Genomic DNA, 15,045 nt, shown 5'->3' with positions numbered 1-15,045 from the left:
GGCTGGTTGGGTGGGGGGTGGTTGTTTTTTTTTTTGTTTCTGTTTTTTTTTTGGGGGTGTTTGGGGGGGGTCCAGCCCGCCCTTTCTGGTCGGGGGGGGGCCCCCCCCGCGATGGGGTCAGACGCGGAACTGATCCATCAACCCCTGTTGCTGGTTGGCCAGGCTGTTGAGCGACTGGCTGACCCGCGCCGATTCGTTGGCCTGGCCAGAGAGCGACTCGGTAACGTCGCGGATGGTCGCGACGTTGTTGTTGATCTCCTCGGCCACGGCGCTCTGTTCCTCGGCCGCGCTGGCGATCTGCAGGTTCATGTCGCTGATCACCGTGACCGCGTCGCCGATCTGCTGCAGGGCGGTTACCGCCTGGCCGACCTGTTCGACGCTGCCCTGGGCCTGGCGATGGCTGCTGTCCATGGCACCGACCACTTCGCGGGTACCGGCTTGCAACTCTTCGATGACCTGGCGGGTTTCTTCCACCGACTCCTGGGTGCGCCGCGCCAGGTTGCGCACTTCATCGGCCACCACGGCGAAGCCGCGACCGGCTTCACCGGCACGGGCCGCCTCGATGGCGGCGTTGAGTGCCAGCAGGTTGGTCTGTTCGGCGATGGAGCGGATCACTTCCAGCACCGAGCCGATCTTCTCGCTGTTCTGCGCCAGGCCCTCGACCTGGACCATGGCGGTGCTCATGTCGGCGGCCAGGGTGTCGATGCTGGTGGTGGTGCGGTCGATCACCGCCAGGCCCTGGCGGGTGGCCTGGTCGGCATCGCGGGCGGCCTGTGCGGCCTGCGCTGCGCTGCGGGCGACGTCCTGGGCGGTGGCGCTCATCTCGTGGGACGCAGTGGCCACCTGGTCGACCTGGCGGTATTGCTGCTCCATGCCGGCGCTGGTTTGGCTGGCGATGGCCGAGGACTGGTCGGCGGTATCGCGGGCTGCCTGCACCGAGCGTTTGACCTCGGCAATGGTCGGCTGCAGCTTGTCCAGGAAGCGGTTGAACCAGCCGGCCAGTTCACCCAGCTCGTCGCGCTTGTCGTAGTGCAGGCGGCGGGTCAGGTCGCCTTCGCCGCTGGCGATGTCCTTGAGCATGGCGGCCACGCCGAGAATCGGCCGGGTGACGCCACGAGCCATCAGCCAGATCAGCAGCAGGCCGACCACGGCGGCGAGGCCTCCAAGGCCCAGTTCGACCAGGGTGCCGCTGGTGTTGCGCTGGTCGAGTTCCTGCTTGAGGGCTTCAGCCGGGCCGGTCAAGGCGCTTTCCGGTACGTCGAGCAGCACACCCCAGGGCTTGCCGCCGGGAATCGGCGCGAAGGAAGCCAGGACCTTGAGGCGCTGGTTATGGTGCAGGCTGTGCAGCGGTGTGCTGTCGGACAGCAGGCGGACCAGTTCGGCGCCCTTGACCGGGTCGACCTGGTCAAGACGCTGGGCCAGCTTGCCGGCATCCGGGCTATAGCCGGCCAACAGGCCTACGGGGCTGAGGATGCTGACCTGGGTCTGGCCCTGGTACAGGTTGCGACTGGCTTGCTGGCTCAGGGCCTGCAGGCTGTTGAGGTTGATGTCGATGGACAGGGTGGCGACCACCTTGTCGGCGACGATCAGCGGGAACACGATGCTGGTCATCAGCACCTGCTGGCCGTTGATCTCATAGAAGTACGGCTCGATCACGCAGGTCTTGCGCGTGGTACGCGGGCACACCGACCAGGTGTTGGCCGGCTCGCCGCTGGGGCCGATGCTGGTGTCGGCCATGTCTTTTTCCGGCAGCGCCATGGAGGTCAGCTGGCCCGGGGTCGGTTGCGACCAGTACAGGGCGAAGCGACCTTTTTCGTTGCTGCCCAGTTGCTCCTGGTTGACGAACAGCGCGTCCTTGTTGTCCAGGGCATCGGGCTCGAACACCAGCGACAGGCCGAGCAGGTCGGGGTTGGCCTGCAAGGCGGCACGCACCTGGCGGGTCAGGTCTTCGCGCAGGTCGAAGGCGTCGAGAAAGCGCTTTTCGGCCTGCTCGCGCAGGAACAGCACCTGGCGGGAGAAGCCGGCACCGTACTGGTAGGCATCCATGAACTGGCGACGGATGTTCAGGGCCTGGACTTCACCCTGGGACTCGATACGTCCCTGGGCCGCTTCGGTGAGCATCTGCATGCTGCTGGCCTTGACCAGTTCCGAGCTGTGCTCCATGCGGTACAACGAGAGTCCCACCAGCAAGGTAACGATGCTGGCCAGGCACAACCCGGCCAGCAGGGTGATCTTCCACTGAATGGAAAGTTGTCTGAACGACATGGCGAAGTCCTTTGATCCAGAAAGATTGAGGCTAACGACCCTATCGGCAGAAAAGCCGATTTCTTTATTCAAACGATCAATTTAAATGCGTCGTTTTCGGTCGCCCAAAGGACACTGGCGCAACGCCGGACTTTGACAAGCGCAAGGCCCTGCTTCAGAGTGTGCGCCCCCAATAAAAATACCTGTCGTTCGGCCACTGCTCACGGGCAGTCTGTCGCCGTAGCGGTCGCTTTTTGTCTGGTTTCTAGAGGTCACAGGAATGAATGCAGTAATTGCCGCGGTCGGCATCATGCTGATACTGAGTCTGTCCCGCGTGCATGTGGTGATCGCCCTGATCGTCGGCGCGCTGGTCGGCGGGCTGGTGGGCGGCCTGGGTATCGAAGGGACGCTCAAGGCGTTCAATGGCGGGCTGGGCGGTGGTGCCACCGTGGCCTTGTCGTACGCCTTGCTCGGCGCCTTTGCCGTGGCCATCGCCAAGTCCGGCATGGCCCACGCCCTGGCCGATCGCGCCCTGGCCATGATCGACCGCCAGGGGCATGCCGATGGCGGCAAGATCAAATGGCTGCTGATCGGCCTGCTGCTGGTGGTGGCGATCTCGTCGCAGAACATCCTGCCGATCCATATCGCCTTCATTCCGCTGCTGGTGCCGCCGCTGCTCTATGTGCTGACCAAGCTGCAGATTGACCGGCGCCTGGTGGCCTGTGTGATGACCTTCGGCCTGATCACCCCGTATATGTTCCTGCCAGTGGGCTTTGGCAACATCTTCCTCAACGAGATCCTGCTGGCCAACGTCAGCCGCAGCGGTGTGGATGTCAGCGGCGTCAACGTCACCCACGCCATGGCCATCCCGGCGGCGGGCATGCTGTTCGGCCTGCTGCTGGCGGTGTTCTTCAGCTACCGGAAAAAACGCGCCTACGACCTGGAAAAGATCGAGCAGGTCGAGCAGGTGGCGGTGCGCTACAACCCGCTGACCCTGCTGGTGGCCGGCGTTGCCATTGCCGCGGCGTTCATTATCCAGTTGCTGCTGGATTCGATGATCATCGGGGCCATGACCGGCTTCCTGATCTTCTCGCTGTCGGGCATCGTGCGCTGGAGGGAAACCGACGACCTGTTCACCGAAGGCATGAAGATGATGGCCATGATCGGCTTCATCATGATCGCCGCCTCCGGCTTTGCCGAGGTGATGAAGGCCACCGGCGAGGTCAAGAGCCTGGTCGAGACCTCGGCGGTGTGGATCGACCACAGCAAGGGCGTCGGTGCCTTGCTGATGCTGCTGGTGGGCCTGCTGGTGACCATGGGCATCGGCTCGTCGTTTTCCACCGTGCCGATCCTGGCCGCGATCTTCGTGCCGCTGTGCGTGCAACTGGGCTTCGACCCGATCGCCACCGTGTGCATCGTCGGTACCGCCGGTGCGCTGGGTGATGCCGGTTCACCGGCGTCGGATTCGACCCTCGGCCCGACCTCGGGGCTGAACGTCGATGGCCAGCATCACCATATCTGGGACACCGTGGTGCCGACCTTCATCCACTACAACTTGCCGCTGCTGGCGTTCGGTTGGGTGGCGGCGATGATGCTGTAGGAAGCCCGTGGGGTTGAGCGCAAGGCTCAGCCCCGGGAGGGCGGCGGCGAGATGTGGTTGAGGACCATGCCGCCATCCTTGGTGCGGGTCAGGTAGACCGGCAACACCTTGGGCAGGTTACTGACCAGGCGGGCGATCTGGGTGGTGTCGTAGATGCCGCTGATGCGAATGTTGCCGGTGGTCTCGTCGGCCAGGCGCAGGGGTTTGTCCAGGTAGCGGTTGATCTGCGGCAGGGCCTGGGCCAGGCTCAGGTTGTCGAGGATCAGCTTGCCATTGCGCCAGGCCAGGCTGGTGTCCTGGGCGTAGGTCTGGTTCAGGCTCGGCTCGTAGTCGCCGGCCTGGTAGCTGGCCTGCATGCCGGGGCCCAGCCGGTAGCCGCCATCGGCGTGGGTGCGGTCGCTGCTGACCAGTACCGAGCCTTCGACCAGGGTCACTTTGACCTGGTCTTCGTATTTCCACACGTTGAACTGGGTGCCGGTGACCCGGGTCTGGCCGTGGGCGGCGCGGACCACGAACGGATGCTGGCTGTCGTGCTCGACCTTGAAGAACGCCTCGCCCCTGATCAGGGTGACCCGGCGTTCGTCCTTGTAGTTGGCAAAGCGCAACTCGGTGCCCAGGTTCAGCTCGACCTGGCTGCCGTCAGCGAGGACCACATGGCTGATGGCGCTGCCGCTTTCCAGGTGCTGGTAGCTGTTGGGCAGCCAGCCTTGCTCCCAGCCGATCCAGGCGCCGACCGGCAGGGCCACCAGGGCAATGGCGGCGGCCGAGGCATAGTGGCGCCAGACACGGGGGCCACGGCGTTGGGGCAGGCTGATGACAGTGCCGGGTACGGCGCTGCGGGGCAGGTGATCGGCGGTCTGCCAGATCTCCAGCATGGCCTGGTACTCCTGGACATGCACAGGATCGGCGGCCAGCCAGCGCTCGAAGGCCTGCCGTTCTACTGCCGTACAGTCTTCTGATTGCAGGCGCAGGCACCAGTGCGCGGCGGCATCGGTGATGGCATCGTGTTCGTCGGCGCTGTGGCTGGTGTGGTTCATCGAGACTCCCGGTTTTGCCTATTCTACCCTTGCAGCGTAGGTGGCGAGAACCGAGATAATGGCGAATGACTATCAGTTGTAGGATTTTTTTACCGTGAAAAACCTGCAAATGCACTGATTTCGCAGCCATACCCCCTACTGCTGACAGGGACGAGCGTGTTTCGCGGCCGACTGGCGGCCGCGAAATTTTCTTCAGAACTGTTCTGCCGCCAGGGCGAACAGCGACGGGCTGCCGGCACGGATGCTGGCCTGCAGCGACAGGGTGCGCGGCAACAGGCGGGCGAAGTAGAACGCGGCGCTGGCACGCTTGGCCCCGTAGAAGGCTGGATCGCTTGCCTGCTTGGCCGCGGCCACGGCGTCCATGCGCGCCCACATGTAGGCATAGGCGACATAACCGAACAGCTGCAGGTATTCCACCGATGCCGCGCCGACGGCGTTGGCGTCCTGGCCGGCCTGTGCACACAGCCACTGGCTCAGGCTTTCCAGTTCGGCCACCGCGTTGAGCAGGGGGGCACGATAGGGGCTGTCGGCCTGGCAGAAGTCGCGAATCTGCGCGGTGAATTCGCCCAGCGCCTTGCCACCGTCAGCCACCACTTTGCGACCCAGCAGGTCCAGGGCCTGGATGCCGTTGGTGCCTTCGTAGATCTGGGCGATCCGCACATCGCGCACCAGTTGCTCCTGACCCCACTCGCGGATGTAGCCATGGCCGCCGAACACCTGCTGGCCGAGCACGCAGCTTTCCAGGCCGTTGTCGGTGAAGAATGCCTTGGCCACCGGCGTCAGCAGCGCCACCTGGCGTTGTGCGGCGTCACGCTCATCGGCGTCGTCGGCGTACTTGGCGATGTCCAGTTGCTGGCCGACGTAGGTGGCGAAGGCGCGGCCACCTTCGGTCAGGGCACGCATGGTCAGCAGCATGCGCCGTACATCGGGGTGGACGATGATCGGGTCGGCGACCTTGTCGCGCGCCTGGGGGCCAGTGGCCGCGCGGCTTTGCAGGCGGTCCTGGGCGTAGCGCACGGCGTTCTGGTAGGACGCCTCGGCGCAGCCGATGCCCTGGATGCCGATGGACAGGCGTTCGTAGTTCATCATGGTGAACATGGCGGCCAGGCCACGGTTGGCTTCGCCGATCAGGTAACCGGTGGCGCCGTCGAAGTTCATCACGCAGGTGGCCGAGGCCTTGATACCCATCTTGTGTTCGAGCGAACCGCAATGGGCGGCATTGCGCGCGCCGGGCTGGCCGTCGGCATCGACCAGGAACTTGGGCACCAGGAACAGGGAAATGCCCTTGGGCCCGGCCGGGGCGTCCGGCAGCTTGGCCAGGACCAGGTGAATGATGTTCTCGGTAAGGTCCTGCTCGCCGCCGGTGATGAAGATCTTGGTACCGCTGATGGTGTAGCTGCCATCGGCCTGGGGCTCGGCGCGGGTGCGGATGATCCCAAGGTCCGTGCCGGCGTGGGGCTCGGTCAGGCACATGGTGCCGGCCCACTGGCCGCTGTACAGCGGCGGCAGGTAGGTGGCCTTGAGTTCGTCGCTGGCATGGGCATCCAGGGCCAGGCAGCAGCCGGCGCTCAGCGCCGAATACAGGCTGAAGCTGCAGTTGGCGGCATAGAGCATTTCTTCGAACTGCACCGCGAGCATCTTCGGCATGCCCAGGCCGCCGTGCTCGGGGTTGCCGGCCAGGCCCACCCAGCCACCGTCGCGGTAGGTCTGCCAGGCCTCGGCGAAGCCGTCCGGGGTGCGCACCTGGCCTGCGTCGAACTGCACGCCCTGTTCGTCGCCGCTGCGGTTGAGCGGGGCGATCAGCTGGCCGGTGATTTTCGCCGCCTCTTCGAGGATGGCATCGGCGGTGTCGGCGTCCACCCGCTCGGCCAGGGCCGGCAGGCGCGCCCACAGGGCAGGGCCCTGGAAGACTTCGTGAAGGACAAAGCGCATGTCGCGCAGCGGAGCATTGAATTCAGGCATGTGGGTTCTCGCTGTTAAGGGGTCAGAGCGCCTTGGCCCAGTCGCGCAACAGGTACTTCTGGATCTTGCCGGTGGAGGTTTTCGGCAGCTCGCTGAAGACGATGGTCTTGGGCAGCTTGAACCCGGCCAGGTGTTCGCGGCAGAAGCTGATGATCTCGGCCTCGCGGGTCTCTGCGAAGCCGGCCTTGAGGGTAATGAAAGCACAGGGGGTTTCGCCCCATTTCTCGTCCGGACGGGCGACCACGGCGGCCTCGAGCACGGCAGGGTGCTTGTAGAGGGTGTCTTCGACCTCGATGGTGGAGATGTTCTCGCCACCGGAGATGATGATGTCCTTGAGCCGGTCCTTGATCTCGACATAGCCGTCGGGGTGCCAGACCGCCAGGTCGCCGGTGTGGAACCAGCCGCCGCGGAAGGCTTCGGCGGTGGCTTCGGGGTTTTTCAGGTAGCCCTTCATCACTGTGTTGCCGCGCATGAAGATCTCGCCCAGGGTGTTGCCGTCGCGCTGCACCGGTTCCAGGGTCTGCGGGTCGGCGACCATCAGGCCTTCGAGGGTCGGGTAGCGTACGCCCTGGCGCGACTTGATCCGCGCGCGCTCGGCCAGGGGCTGTTCGTCCCACTCGGCGTGCCAGGCGCAGACGGTCACCGGGCCATAGACTTCGGTCAGGCCGTAGACGTGGGTGACCTTGATACCCATCTCCTCGACCGCGCCGATGACCTTGGCCGGTGGCGCCGCGCCGGCGACCATGGCGTTGACCGGATGATCGATGGCCGCCTTGGCCGAGTCGGGCATGTTGATCAGGGCGTTGAGCACGATGGGCGCGCCGCACAGGTGGGTGACCTGGTGCTCGCGGATCAGGGTGAGGATTTTCTGCGGGTCGACCCGGCGCAGGAACACATGGGTGCCGGCCAGGGCGGTGACGGTCCAGGGGTAGCACCAGCCGTTGCAGTGGAACATCGGCAAGGTCCACAGGTACACCGGGTGGTTGCCCATGGCCCAGGTCATCTGGTTGCCCAGGGAATTGAGGTAGGCGCCGCGGTGGTGGTAGACCACGCCCTTGGGGTTGCCGGTGGTGCCGGAGGTGTAGTTGAGCGAGATCGCCTGCCACTCGTCTTCGGGCCACAGCCAGGCAAATTCGGGGTCGCCCTCGGCCAGGAAGGCCTCGTAGTCCAGGTCGCTGACGGCCTGGCCTTCGCCGTACTCCGGGTCGTCGACATCGATCACCAGCGGCGGGTACTCCATCAGCGCCAGGGCCGCGGCGATGACCTTGTGGAATTCGCGGTCGGTGATCAGCACCTTGGCTTCGCCATGTTCGAGCATGAAGGCAATGGCTTCGGCATCCAGGCGCACGTTCAGGGCATTGAGCACGGCACCGATCATCGGCACGCCGAAGTGCGCCTCGAGCATCGCCGGGATATTCGGCAGCATCACCGCCACCGTGTCGCCCTGGCCGATGCCACGTCCGGCCAGGGCACTGGCCAGGCGCCGGGAGCGTTCGTAGGTCTGCTGCCAGTTGCGGCGGATGGCGCCATGGATCACGGCCGGGTACTGGCCGTAGACCGCAGCGGTGCGCTCGATGAAGCTCAGCGGAGTCAGGGCGGTGTGATTGACAGGGGCGGGCGCCAGGCCCTGGGAGAAGATCGACATGCAATGTTCCTGTGCAGGGGGACGCCGCATGGCGACGGTAACCCCCGGTGGCTGATTGTTAGCTCTGATCAGGTGTCGTGAAGGCTGAACCTTCGGTGTCACAATTTTTACGTGAAATTCTATGGTACTTGGAAGATAGACTATAGCAATATGGTATAAATACTATATTCGCCTTCAAGCCATCATTCGAGCGTGCCCATGACGACCTTGCTCGCCAGCGATCCTCAACCGACCGTGCTCCTGGATGCGTCCGCCGCCGTGCTGGCCGTCAATCCGGCCCTGCAAGCCATGCTCGGCCCCTGGCCGCAGCGTTCGGTCGACTACTGGCTGCCGGGCAACCATCAAGCGCTGGTCAGTGCCTGCCTGAGCCAGGCGCGTGCCATCAGTGAAGTCGAAGCGCAGGTGGCCGGGCAGATCCTGCTCTGGACCTTCATCCCCACCGGCACCGGCCAGGTGTTGGCGCGCTGTCGCGACGCCAGTGCCGAGCGCCTGGCCGAACGCGAGGCCAGCCAGGCCCGGCGGCTGTACCGGCTGATTACCGAGAACACCACCGACCTGATTTCCCGGCACAGCCCCGATGGCTGTTTCCTCGATGCCTCGCCGGCGTCCTACCGCCTGTTGGGGTACTGGCCGGAGGAACTGCGCGGGGTGGCGGTGCAAACGCTGTTTCATCCCCAGGACCGCCAGCAGTCGCTGTTGCAGGCCGCCCAGGCGCTGGAGCAGGACGGCTACCAGACCATGACCTGCCGGGTACGCCATCGAGACGGTCGCGACCTGTGGTTCGAGATCGCCAGCCGGGCCATTCGCGAGACCTACACCGGCGCGGTGGTGGAAATCGTCAGCGTCTCGCGCGATATCACCGTGCGCATCGAGGCCGAGGAGAACCGGCGGCGCCTGGCCGAAGTGGTGGAGGCCAATACCGACCTTGTGTTGTTCACCGACCGTGAAGGCCGCTTGAGCTACCTCAATCGCTCGGCGCGCCGGGCCCTGGGCCTGCAGGATGTGCAAGCGCTGCCGAGCCTGCAGGCTTTGCTCGATCCGCTGTTGCGCCAGCGCCTGGACCGTGAGGGCTGGCAATGTGCCGAGCAGGTGGGTGTCTGGCACGCCGAAACACGGTTGACGCCCTGGCAGGGCGGGGCGGCGTTTCCGGTGTCGCTGGTGTTGCTGGCCCACCGTGCGGCAGGCGGCGAGCGTTACTACTCGCTGGTGGCCCGCGACATGACCGAGCGCGAACTGCGCGAAAGCCAGCAGCGGCGCCACCAGGACGAACTGGCCCACAGCGCGCGGCTGGTCACCCTCGGCGAGCTGGCGTCGGGTATCGCCCATGAAATCAACCAGCCGTTGGCCGCCGTGGTCAATTACGCCGGTGCCAGCCAGCGCTACCTGCAGGCCCTGGAACGTGATCCGCAGGCGGTCGGGCGCGTCGCCCAGGGCTTGCAGCGCATCACCGAGCAGGCGACCCATGCGGCCGAGGTGATCAAGCGCCTGCGCGCCTTCCTGCGCAAGGAGCCCCGGCGCCTGCAGGCCCTGGCCATCGCCGATGTGGCGGCCGAGGCGGTGCGCCTGTGCGACTGGGAAGCGGCGCGCGACCGGGTGAGCATCGAGCAGCAGATCGGCGATTCGTTGCCGGCGGTGTACGCCGACCGGGTGCTGCTCGAACAGGTGTTGCTCAACCTGTTGCGCAATGCCATCGACGCCAACCGCGAGCAGCACCGCGGCCAGCCTTCGCGTATCGTGCTCAGCGCCGAAGTGGCGGCGGGGCAGGTGCAGATCCGGGTCAGCGACCAGGGGCCGGGGGTGGCGGCCGAGCGCCTGGACGGCATCTTCACCCCGTTCAACACCAGCAAGCCCGAAGGCCTGGGGCTGGGCTTGAGCATGAGTCGAAGTATCATTGAGGGCTTTGGCGGCACCTTGCAGGCGATGCCGGGTGCGGCCGGGGGGCTGGTCTTGTGTTGTCGGCTGGCGCCGGTGGCGGCGTCGGAATAGAGGAAGTGTGATGCAGCAATCCAAAGTCTATGTGGTCGACGACGACCAGGGCATGCTCGACTCGACGGTGTGGTTGCTGGAGTCGGTCGGCCTTCAGGCGGTGCCGTTCACCAGCGGCCAGGCGTTTCTCGACGCCTGTGACGGGCACTTGCCGGCCTGTGTCCTGCTCGATGTGCGCATGCCCGGAATGGGTGGCCTGGGTGTGCAGGAAACCCTGCGTGGGCGCGGTATCGAACTGCCGGTGATCTTCCTCAGCGGGCATGCCGACGTGCCGATTGTGGTGCGGGCGTTCAAGGCCGGCGCCTGCGACTTCATCGAAAAGCCCTATAACGACCAGCTACTGCTGGATGCCGTGCAGGCGGCCCTCGAACGCTCGCAACAGCAGCTGGCCGGCAGCGCGCCGCGGGCGCTGGTGCAGGCGCGCATCGACAGCCTGACCCCGCGTGAGCGGGATGTCTTCGTGCCCCTGGTGCAGGGCTTCAGCAACCGTGAGATTGCCGAGCAACTGGAGGTCAGCGTGAAGACTGTCGACCTCTACCGCTCGCGGGTGATGAAGCGCATGCAGGCCGATACCTTGCCGGGCCTGGTGGGGATGGCGATCGCCTGTGGGGTGGTGCAGGCGTTGAGTCTGCGCTGAGACCGTAGCGCCTGTATCGCCGGCTACGCCAGCTCCCACACCGGACTGGCAGGCACAGGTCCCTGTGGGAGCTGGCGAAGCCGGCGATAAGCTACACCGCAGCCCCGATCAGGAACGCCGCCCCAGCAACAGCCCCACCACCAGCCCGAACCCTGCCGAAATCGCCACCGTCTGCCACGGGTGGCCGCCGATGTAGTCCTGGGTGGCCTCGACCACCGGCTGCGCCTTGCTGCGCACGCCATGGACCGCCTCGCGGGCCTGCCTGAGCTTGAGCCCGACCTGGGCGCGCAGGGTTTCGGCTTCTTCGCCAACCAGCGCGGCGCTGTCGTTGAGCAGTTTCTCCGACTCTTCGATGAGCACCTGCAGTTCGCTGAAGACCTGGTCCTTGATCTGCTCGCCATCGTTCTGCACGGTGGTATTCCTGGCCATGGGCATTTCCTCGTCGTTGATGGGCATTGCACAGTGGATACCGGCGGGCGCGGAAAGTTGCAGCGGTTTACCGGCCGCCGCCCGCCAGGGTGTAAGATAGCGCCTATTTAGCAGTGGCAGGACACCCCTCATGAGTTTCAATCTGGCCAACAAGAGCTCCGCCGAACGGGCGCAGATCGAGGACGAGAAAGCACGACTGTTCGAGCTCTGGCAGACCAACCTGGGCAAGGCCAAGGCCGAAGGCGCCCGGCTGATCGCCGAAAAGCCCCGGCGCAAGGGCAAATGGGCCGAATGGGTACGCTCGGAACTGGACGCCATGTCGCCCCCCGAGTTCGCCAACATGGTGCGCAGTGAAGTCAACAAGCTGATGGCCGCCGCCAAGTAAAGGTTGCCGGCAGCACCCTGACCGGGTCAGGCGAAGGCGGCCAGCAGGTCGGCGTTGAACGCCTGCTGGGCGTCGCCGGGCTCCTGGGCGCGGTGCCGGGCCAGCATGAAGGGCACCTGGAAGTTCAGCGCAGGATCCAGCCCGCGCAACAGCCCACGCTCGACCCAGGGGGCGGCGAAGTGGCAGGGCAGGTAGCCGATGTGGCGTCCTGAGAGAATGAACGCCAGGGCACCCTCGACCTGCTCGGAGCGTGCCGAGGCGCGACCGCCGTGCAGAGGGTCGGGCTGGTCCAGAAAACGGTAGGGGTGTTCGACCTGGTCGGCTTGCAGCAACACCTCCAGGCTGGCGTGTTCCTGGCTGGCCAAGGGATGATGGCTGGCGCAGTACAGGCGCTGGGTTTCCTCGAACAACGGGGTGTAGTCGAACGCCGCCTGCTTGCCGGAGAAATAGCCGATGGCCAGGTCCAGGCGCTGCTGCAACAGCAGGCGCTCAAGGTCGGCCGGCATGGCGCTGACCAGTTCCAGGCGCACCGATTCGTCACGCTGGCGAAAGCGCTCGATGGCGCGGGCCAGGCGCAGGGTTACTGCGCTGTCCTGGGCTTCGGAAATCCCCACACGCACCTCACCCAGCAAGCGGCCGGCCACGCCATTGGCCTGATGGCGAAAGGCTTCGATCTGTACCAGCAGTTCACGGGTGGCCTTGAGCAGTACCTCGCCCTTGGCGGTCAGCCGAAACCCGCCTTTACCGCGACTGCACAAGCGGTAGCCCAGGCGCGTTTCCAGGCGCGCCATCTGCTGGCTGATGCTTGGCTGGCTCAGGCCCAGCACACCCTGTGCGGCACTGAAGCCACCGGCCTCGACTACAGTGACGAACAGCCGCAACAGGTGCAGGTCGAGGTCATGCAGTTGTCCAAGCATCAAACATTGCTCCGGATGAATGTCAGGTTAAGTAACTTGCCATTTTAGCAATGTAACCCGGCAGGCATGCTGGCGGCATCCACTGACTAAGGTGCCCGACATGCGTACATCCCTGTGGTTGTTCTCCCTGATCCTGGCGTTACCGGTGCAGGCCGAGGAAAAGGTCCTCAATCTCTACAGCTGGGCCGATTACGTGGCGCCGGAGACATTGCAGCGCTTTGAAAAGGAAACCGGCTACAAGGTGCGCTACGACACCTTCGACACCACCGAGGTACTGGAAACCAAGCTGCTCACCGGCGGCAGTGGCTACGACGTGGTAGTGCCGTCGTCCAGCCTGCTGGCCCGGGCCCTGACCGCCGGCGCCCTGCAGCCGTTGCAGGCGCAGGGCATGCCCGGTTACGCCAACCTCGACAAGGACCTGTTGGCCAAGCTGGCCGAGGTCGACCCCGGCAACCAGTACGCCGTGCCCTACACCTGGGGTACCCTGGGCCTGGGGATGAACCTTGAGGCCGTGCGCCAGCGGGTCGGCGAGGCGCCGCTCAACAGCCTCGACCTGCTGTTCAAGCCCGAGTACGCCAGCAAGCTCAAGGACTGCGGGATCGCCATGTCCGATTCGCCCCAGGAGGTGATCGGCGTGGTCCTGCACTACCTGGGCAAGGATCCCTACAGCCGTAACAAGGACGACCTGGCAGCCGCCCAGGCCCTGCTCAAGCAATTGCAGCCGTCGGTCAGCTATGTCGCCAATGGCCGGCAGATCAACGACCTGGCCAATGGCAGCGTGTGCCTGGCGCTGACCTACAACGGCGATGCGGCCATGGCCGCCGACCAGGCGCAGCGCGCCGGCAAGCCGTTCCAGGTGATCTACCGGATTCCCCGCGAGGGCACCCTGGTCTGGCAGGACAACCTGGTGATCCCCAAGGACGCACCGCACCCGCAGGCGGCCCGGGCCTTCATCGCCTTCATGCTGCGCCCCGACTCGGTGGCGCCGCTGACCAACACGCTGTTCTTCGCCAATGCCAACCAGGCCGCCACGCCACTGGTGGACGAGGCGGTGCGCAACGACCCCGACATCTACCCCTCGGATGAAGTGCGCGCGCGGCTGTTTGCCGACCGCACCATGGCCCTGGCCGACATGCGCCAGCGCACTCGCCTGTGGACCAGCTTCCGTAGCCGCCAATAACAACAGACCAGGAGCCCGATGATGGATCTCGCCCCCAACAACGACCAGGCCATGACCCGCGAAAGCCTGTATGGCACCGTCGCCGAAAACACCTTCGCCGGTATCACCAGTTTCTCCAGGCGTCGTTACAGCCGCGACCTGCAAGGCGTCGATGTGGTGGTCAGTGGTGTCCCTTTCGACACCGCCACCAGCAACCGCCCGGGAGCACGCTTCGGGCCACGGGCCATTCGTGCGGCGTCGGTGCAGCAGGCCTGGGCCCGGCACTGGCCCTGGACCTTCGACCCCTTCGACCACCTGGCGGTGATCGACTACGGTGACTGCGCCTTCGACTACGGCAGCCCGCAGACGATTCCCGAGACGATCCAGGCCCATGCCGAACAGATTCTGGAAGCAGGCTGCGCGATGCTTACCCTCGGCGGCGACCATTTCATCAGCTACCCGCTGCTCAAGGCCCATGCGCGCAAGCACGGCCCGCTGGCGCTGATCCACTTCGATGCGCACAGTGACACCTGGCCGGACGAGGAGGGCGCCCGGGTCGATCATGGCACCATGTTCTGGCACGCCGCCCGCGAAGGCCTGGTGGACCCGGCGCGTTCGGTACAGATCGGCCTGCGCACCACCAACGACGACACCCAGGGCTTCGCCGTGCTGGATGCGCGCCAGGTACACCGGCGTGGCTGCGAGGCGATCATCGAGGCGATCCGCCAGCGGGTCGGCGATCATCCGGTGTACCTGACCTTCGATATCGACTGCCTCGACCCGGCCTATGCGCCCGGCACCGGCACCCCGGTGTGCGGCGGCCTGACCACGGTGCAGGCGCTGGAGATCCTCGGCGGTCTGCGCGGCATCAACCTGGTGGGCATGGACCTGGTGGAAGTGGCTCCTGCCTATGATCACGCCGATATCACCGCCCTGGCCGGGGCGACCCTGGCCATGGAAATGCTCTGCCTATATGCCGCCCGGCATAAGGTCGACGGCTAATCGGGAAATATCATGAATCACCTATAGGAAATCACTGCTTCC

Annotated in this window: 12 protein-coding genes and 1 pseudogene; 6 read left to right on the top strand and 7 right to left on the bottom strand. The window is 65.4% G+C overall.

The window, feature by feature from the left end:
• Positions 1-117: 117 nt before the first annotated feature.
• Positions 118-873 (bottom strand): methyl-accepting chemotaxis protein, encoded by a 756-nt coding sequence (locus tag M2D63_RS01155; protein WP_403051605.1) that lies wholly within the window; start codon positions 871-873, stop codon positions 118-120.
• A 102-nt stretch (positions 874-975) separates the two neighbouring features.
• Positions 976-1,122 (bottom strand): annotated as a pseudogene (locus M2D63_RS01150) (HAMP domain-containing protein); the annotation flags it as partial.
• Positions 1,123-2,524: 1,402 nt separating this feature from the next.
• On the opposite strand from M2D63_RS01150, the gene M2D63_RS01145 reads away from it, so the two are divergent.
• Positions 2,525-3,844: a Na+/H+ antiporter family protein gene (locus M2D63_RS01145; RefSeq protein ID WP_285860885.1), complete on the top strand. Its 1,320-nt coding sequence runs from the start codon at positions 2,525-2,527 to the stop codon at positions 3,842-3,844.
• Positions 3,845-3,870: 26 nt separating this feature from the next.
• Here the strand turns inward: M2D63_RS01145 and M2D63_RS01140 are convergent, their stop codons facing one another.
• The 3 genes from M2D63_RS01140 to M2D63_RS01130 all read right to left on the bottom strand — a co-directional run bounded on the left by M2D63_RS01140 (position 3,871) and on the right by M2D63_RS01130 (position 8,488).
• A complete protein-coding gene (locus M2D63_RS01140; protein WP_285860884.1) occupies positions 3,871-4,881 on the bottom strand; it encodes a FecR family protein in 1,011 nt (336 codons plus the stop codon).
• A 192-nt stretch (positions 4,882-5,073) separates the two neighbouring features.
• A complete protein-coding gene (locus tag M2D63_RS01135; RefSeq protein WP_285860883.1) occupies positions 5,074-6,843 on the bottom strand; it encodes an acyl-CoA dehydrogenase C-terminal domain-containing protein in 1,770 nt (589 codons plus the stop codon).
• 22 nt (positions 6,844-6,865) lie between these two features.
• A complete protein-coding gene (locus M2D63_RS01130) occupies positions 6,866-8,488 on the bottom strand; it encodes an acyl-CoA synthetase (protein ID WP_285860882.1) in 1,623 nt (540 codons plus the stop codon).
• Positions 8,489-8,686: 198 nt separating this feature from the next.
• Between M2D63_RS01130 and M2D63_RS01125 the strand changes: the two genes are divergently transcribed.
• Together M2D63_RS01125 and M2D63_RS01120 are read left to right on the top strand one after the other, a co-directional pair.
• Positions 8,687-10,474, top strand: a complete 1,788-nt coding sequence (locus M2D63_RS01125) for a PAS domain S-box protein (protein WP_285860881.1) — start codon at positions 8,687-8,689, stop codon at positions 10,472-10,474.
• Positions 10,475-10,484: 10 nt separating this feature from the next.
• On the top strand, positions 10,485-11,111 hold the full coding sequence (locus M2D63_RS01120) for a response regulator transcription factor (protein WP_285860879.1): 627 nt from the start codon (positions 10,485-10,487) through the stop codon (positions 11,109-11,111).
• A gap of 108 nt (positions 11,112-11,219) precedes the next feature.
• Here M2D63_RS01120 and M2D63_RS01115 read toward each other — a convergent pair whose 3' ends face one another.
• Entirely contained in the window at positions 11,220-11,540 is a 321-nt protein-coding gene (locus M2D63_RS01115; RefSeq protein ID WP_285860877.1) for a YqjD family protein, read from the bottom strand.
• Between the two features lie 130 nt (positions 11,541-11,670).
• Between M2D63_RS01115 and M2D63_RS01110 the strand changes: the two genes are divergently transcribed.
• Positions 11,671-11,925: a hypothetical protein gene (locus tag M2D63_RS01110; RefSeq protein WP_285860876.1), complete on the top strand. Its 255-nt coding sequence runs from the start codon at positions 11,671-11,673 to the stop codon at positions 11,923-11,925.
• A gap of 26 nt (positions 11,926-11,951) precedes the next feature.
• Here the strand turns inward: M2D63_RS01110 and M2D63_RS01105 are convergent, their stop codons facing one another.
• On the bottom strand, positions 11,952-12,842 hold the full coding sequence (locus tag M2D63_RS01105) for a LysR family transcriptional regulator (protein WP_285860875.1): 891 nt from the start codon (positions 12,840-12,842) through the stop codon (positions 11,952-11,954).
• Between the two features lie 100 nt (positions 12,843-12,942).
• Between M2D63_RS01105 and M2D63_RS01100 the strand changes: the two genes are divergently transcribed.
• Together M2D63_RS01100 and speB are read left to right on the top strand one after the other, a co-directional pair.
• Complete coding sequence (locus tag M2D63_RS01100; RefSeq protein ID WP_285860873.1) at positions 12,943-14,022, top strand: extracellular solute-binding protein; 1,080 nt, start codon at positions 12,943-12,945, stop codon at positions 14,020-14,022.
• Positions 14,023-14,043: 21 nt separating this feature from the next.
• Positions 14,044-15,003, top strand: coding sequence for an agmatinase (gene speB, locus M2D63_RS01095; protein ID WP_285860872.1), 960 nt, complete (start codon positions 14,044-14,046; stop codon positions 15,001-15,003).
• Positions 15,004-15,045: the final 42 nt, after the last annotated feature.

This window comes from Pseudomonas sp. BJa5, assembly GCF_030272875.2.
Lineage (GTDB): Bacteria > Pseudomonadota > Gammaproteobacteria > Pseudomonadales > Pseudomonadaceae > Aquipseudomonas.
This window is presented reverse-complemented; position numbering and strand designations above follow the sequence as displayed.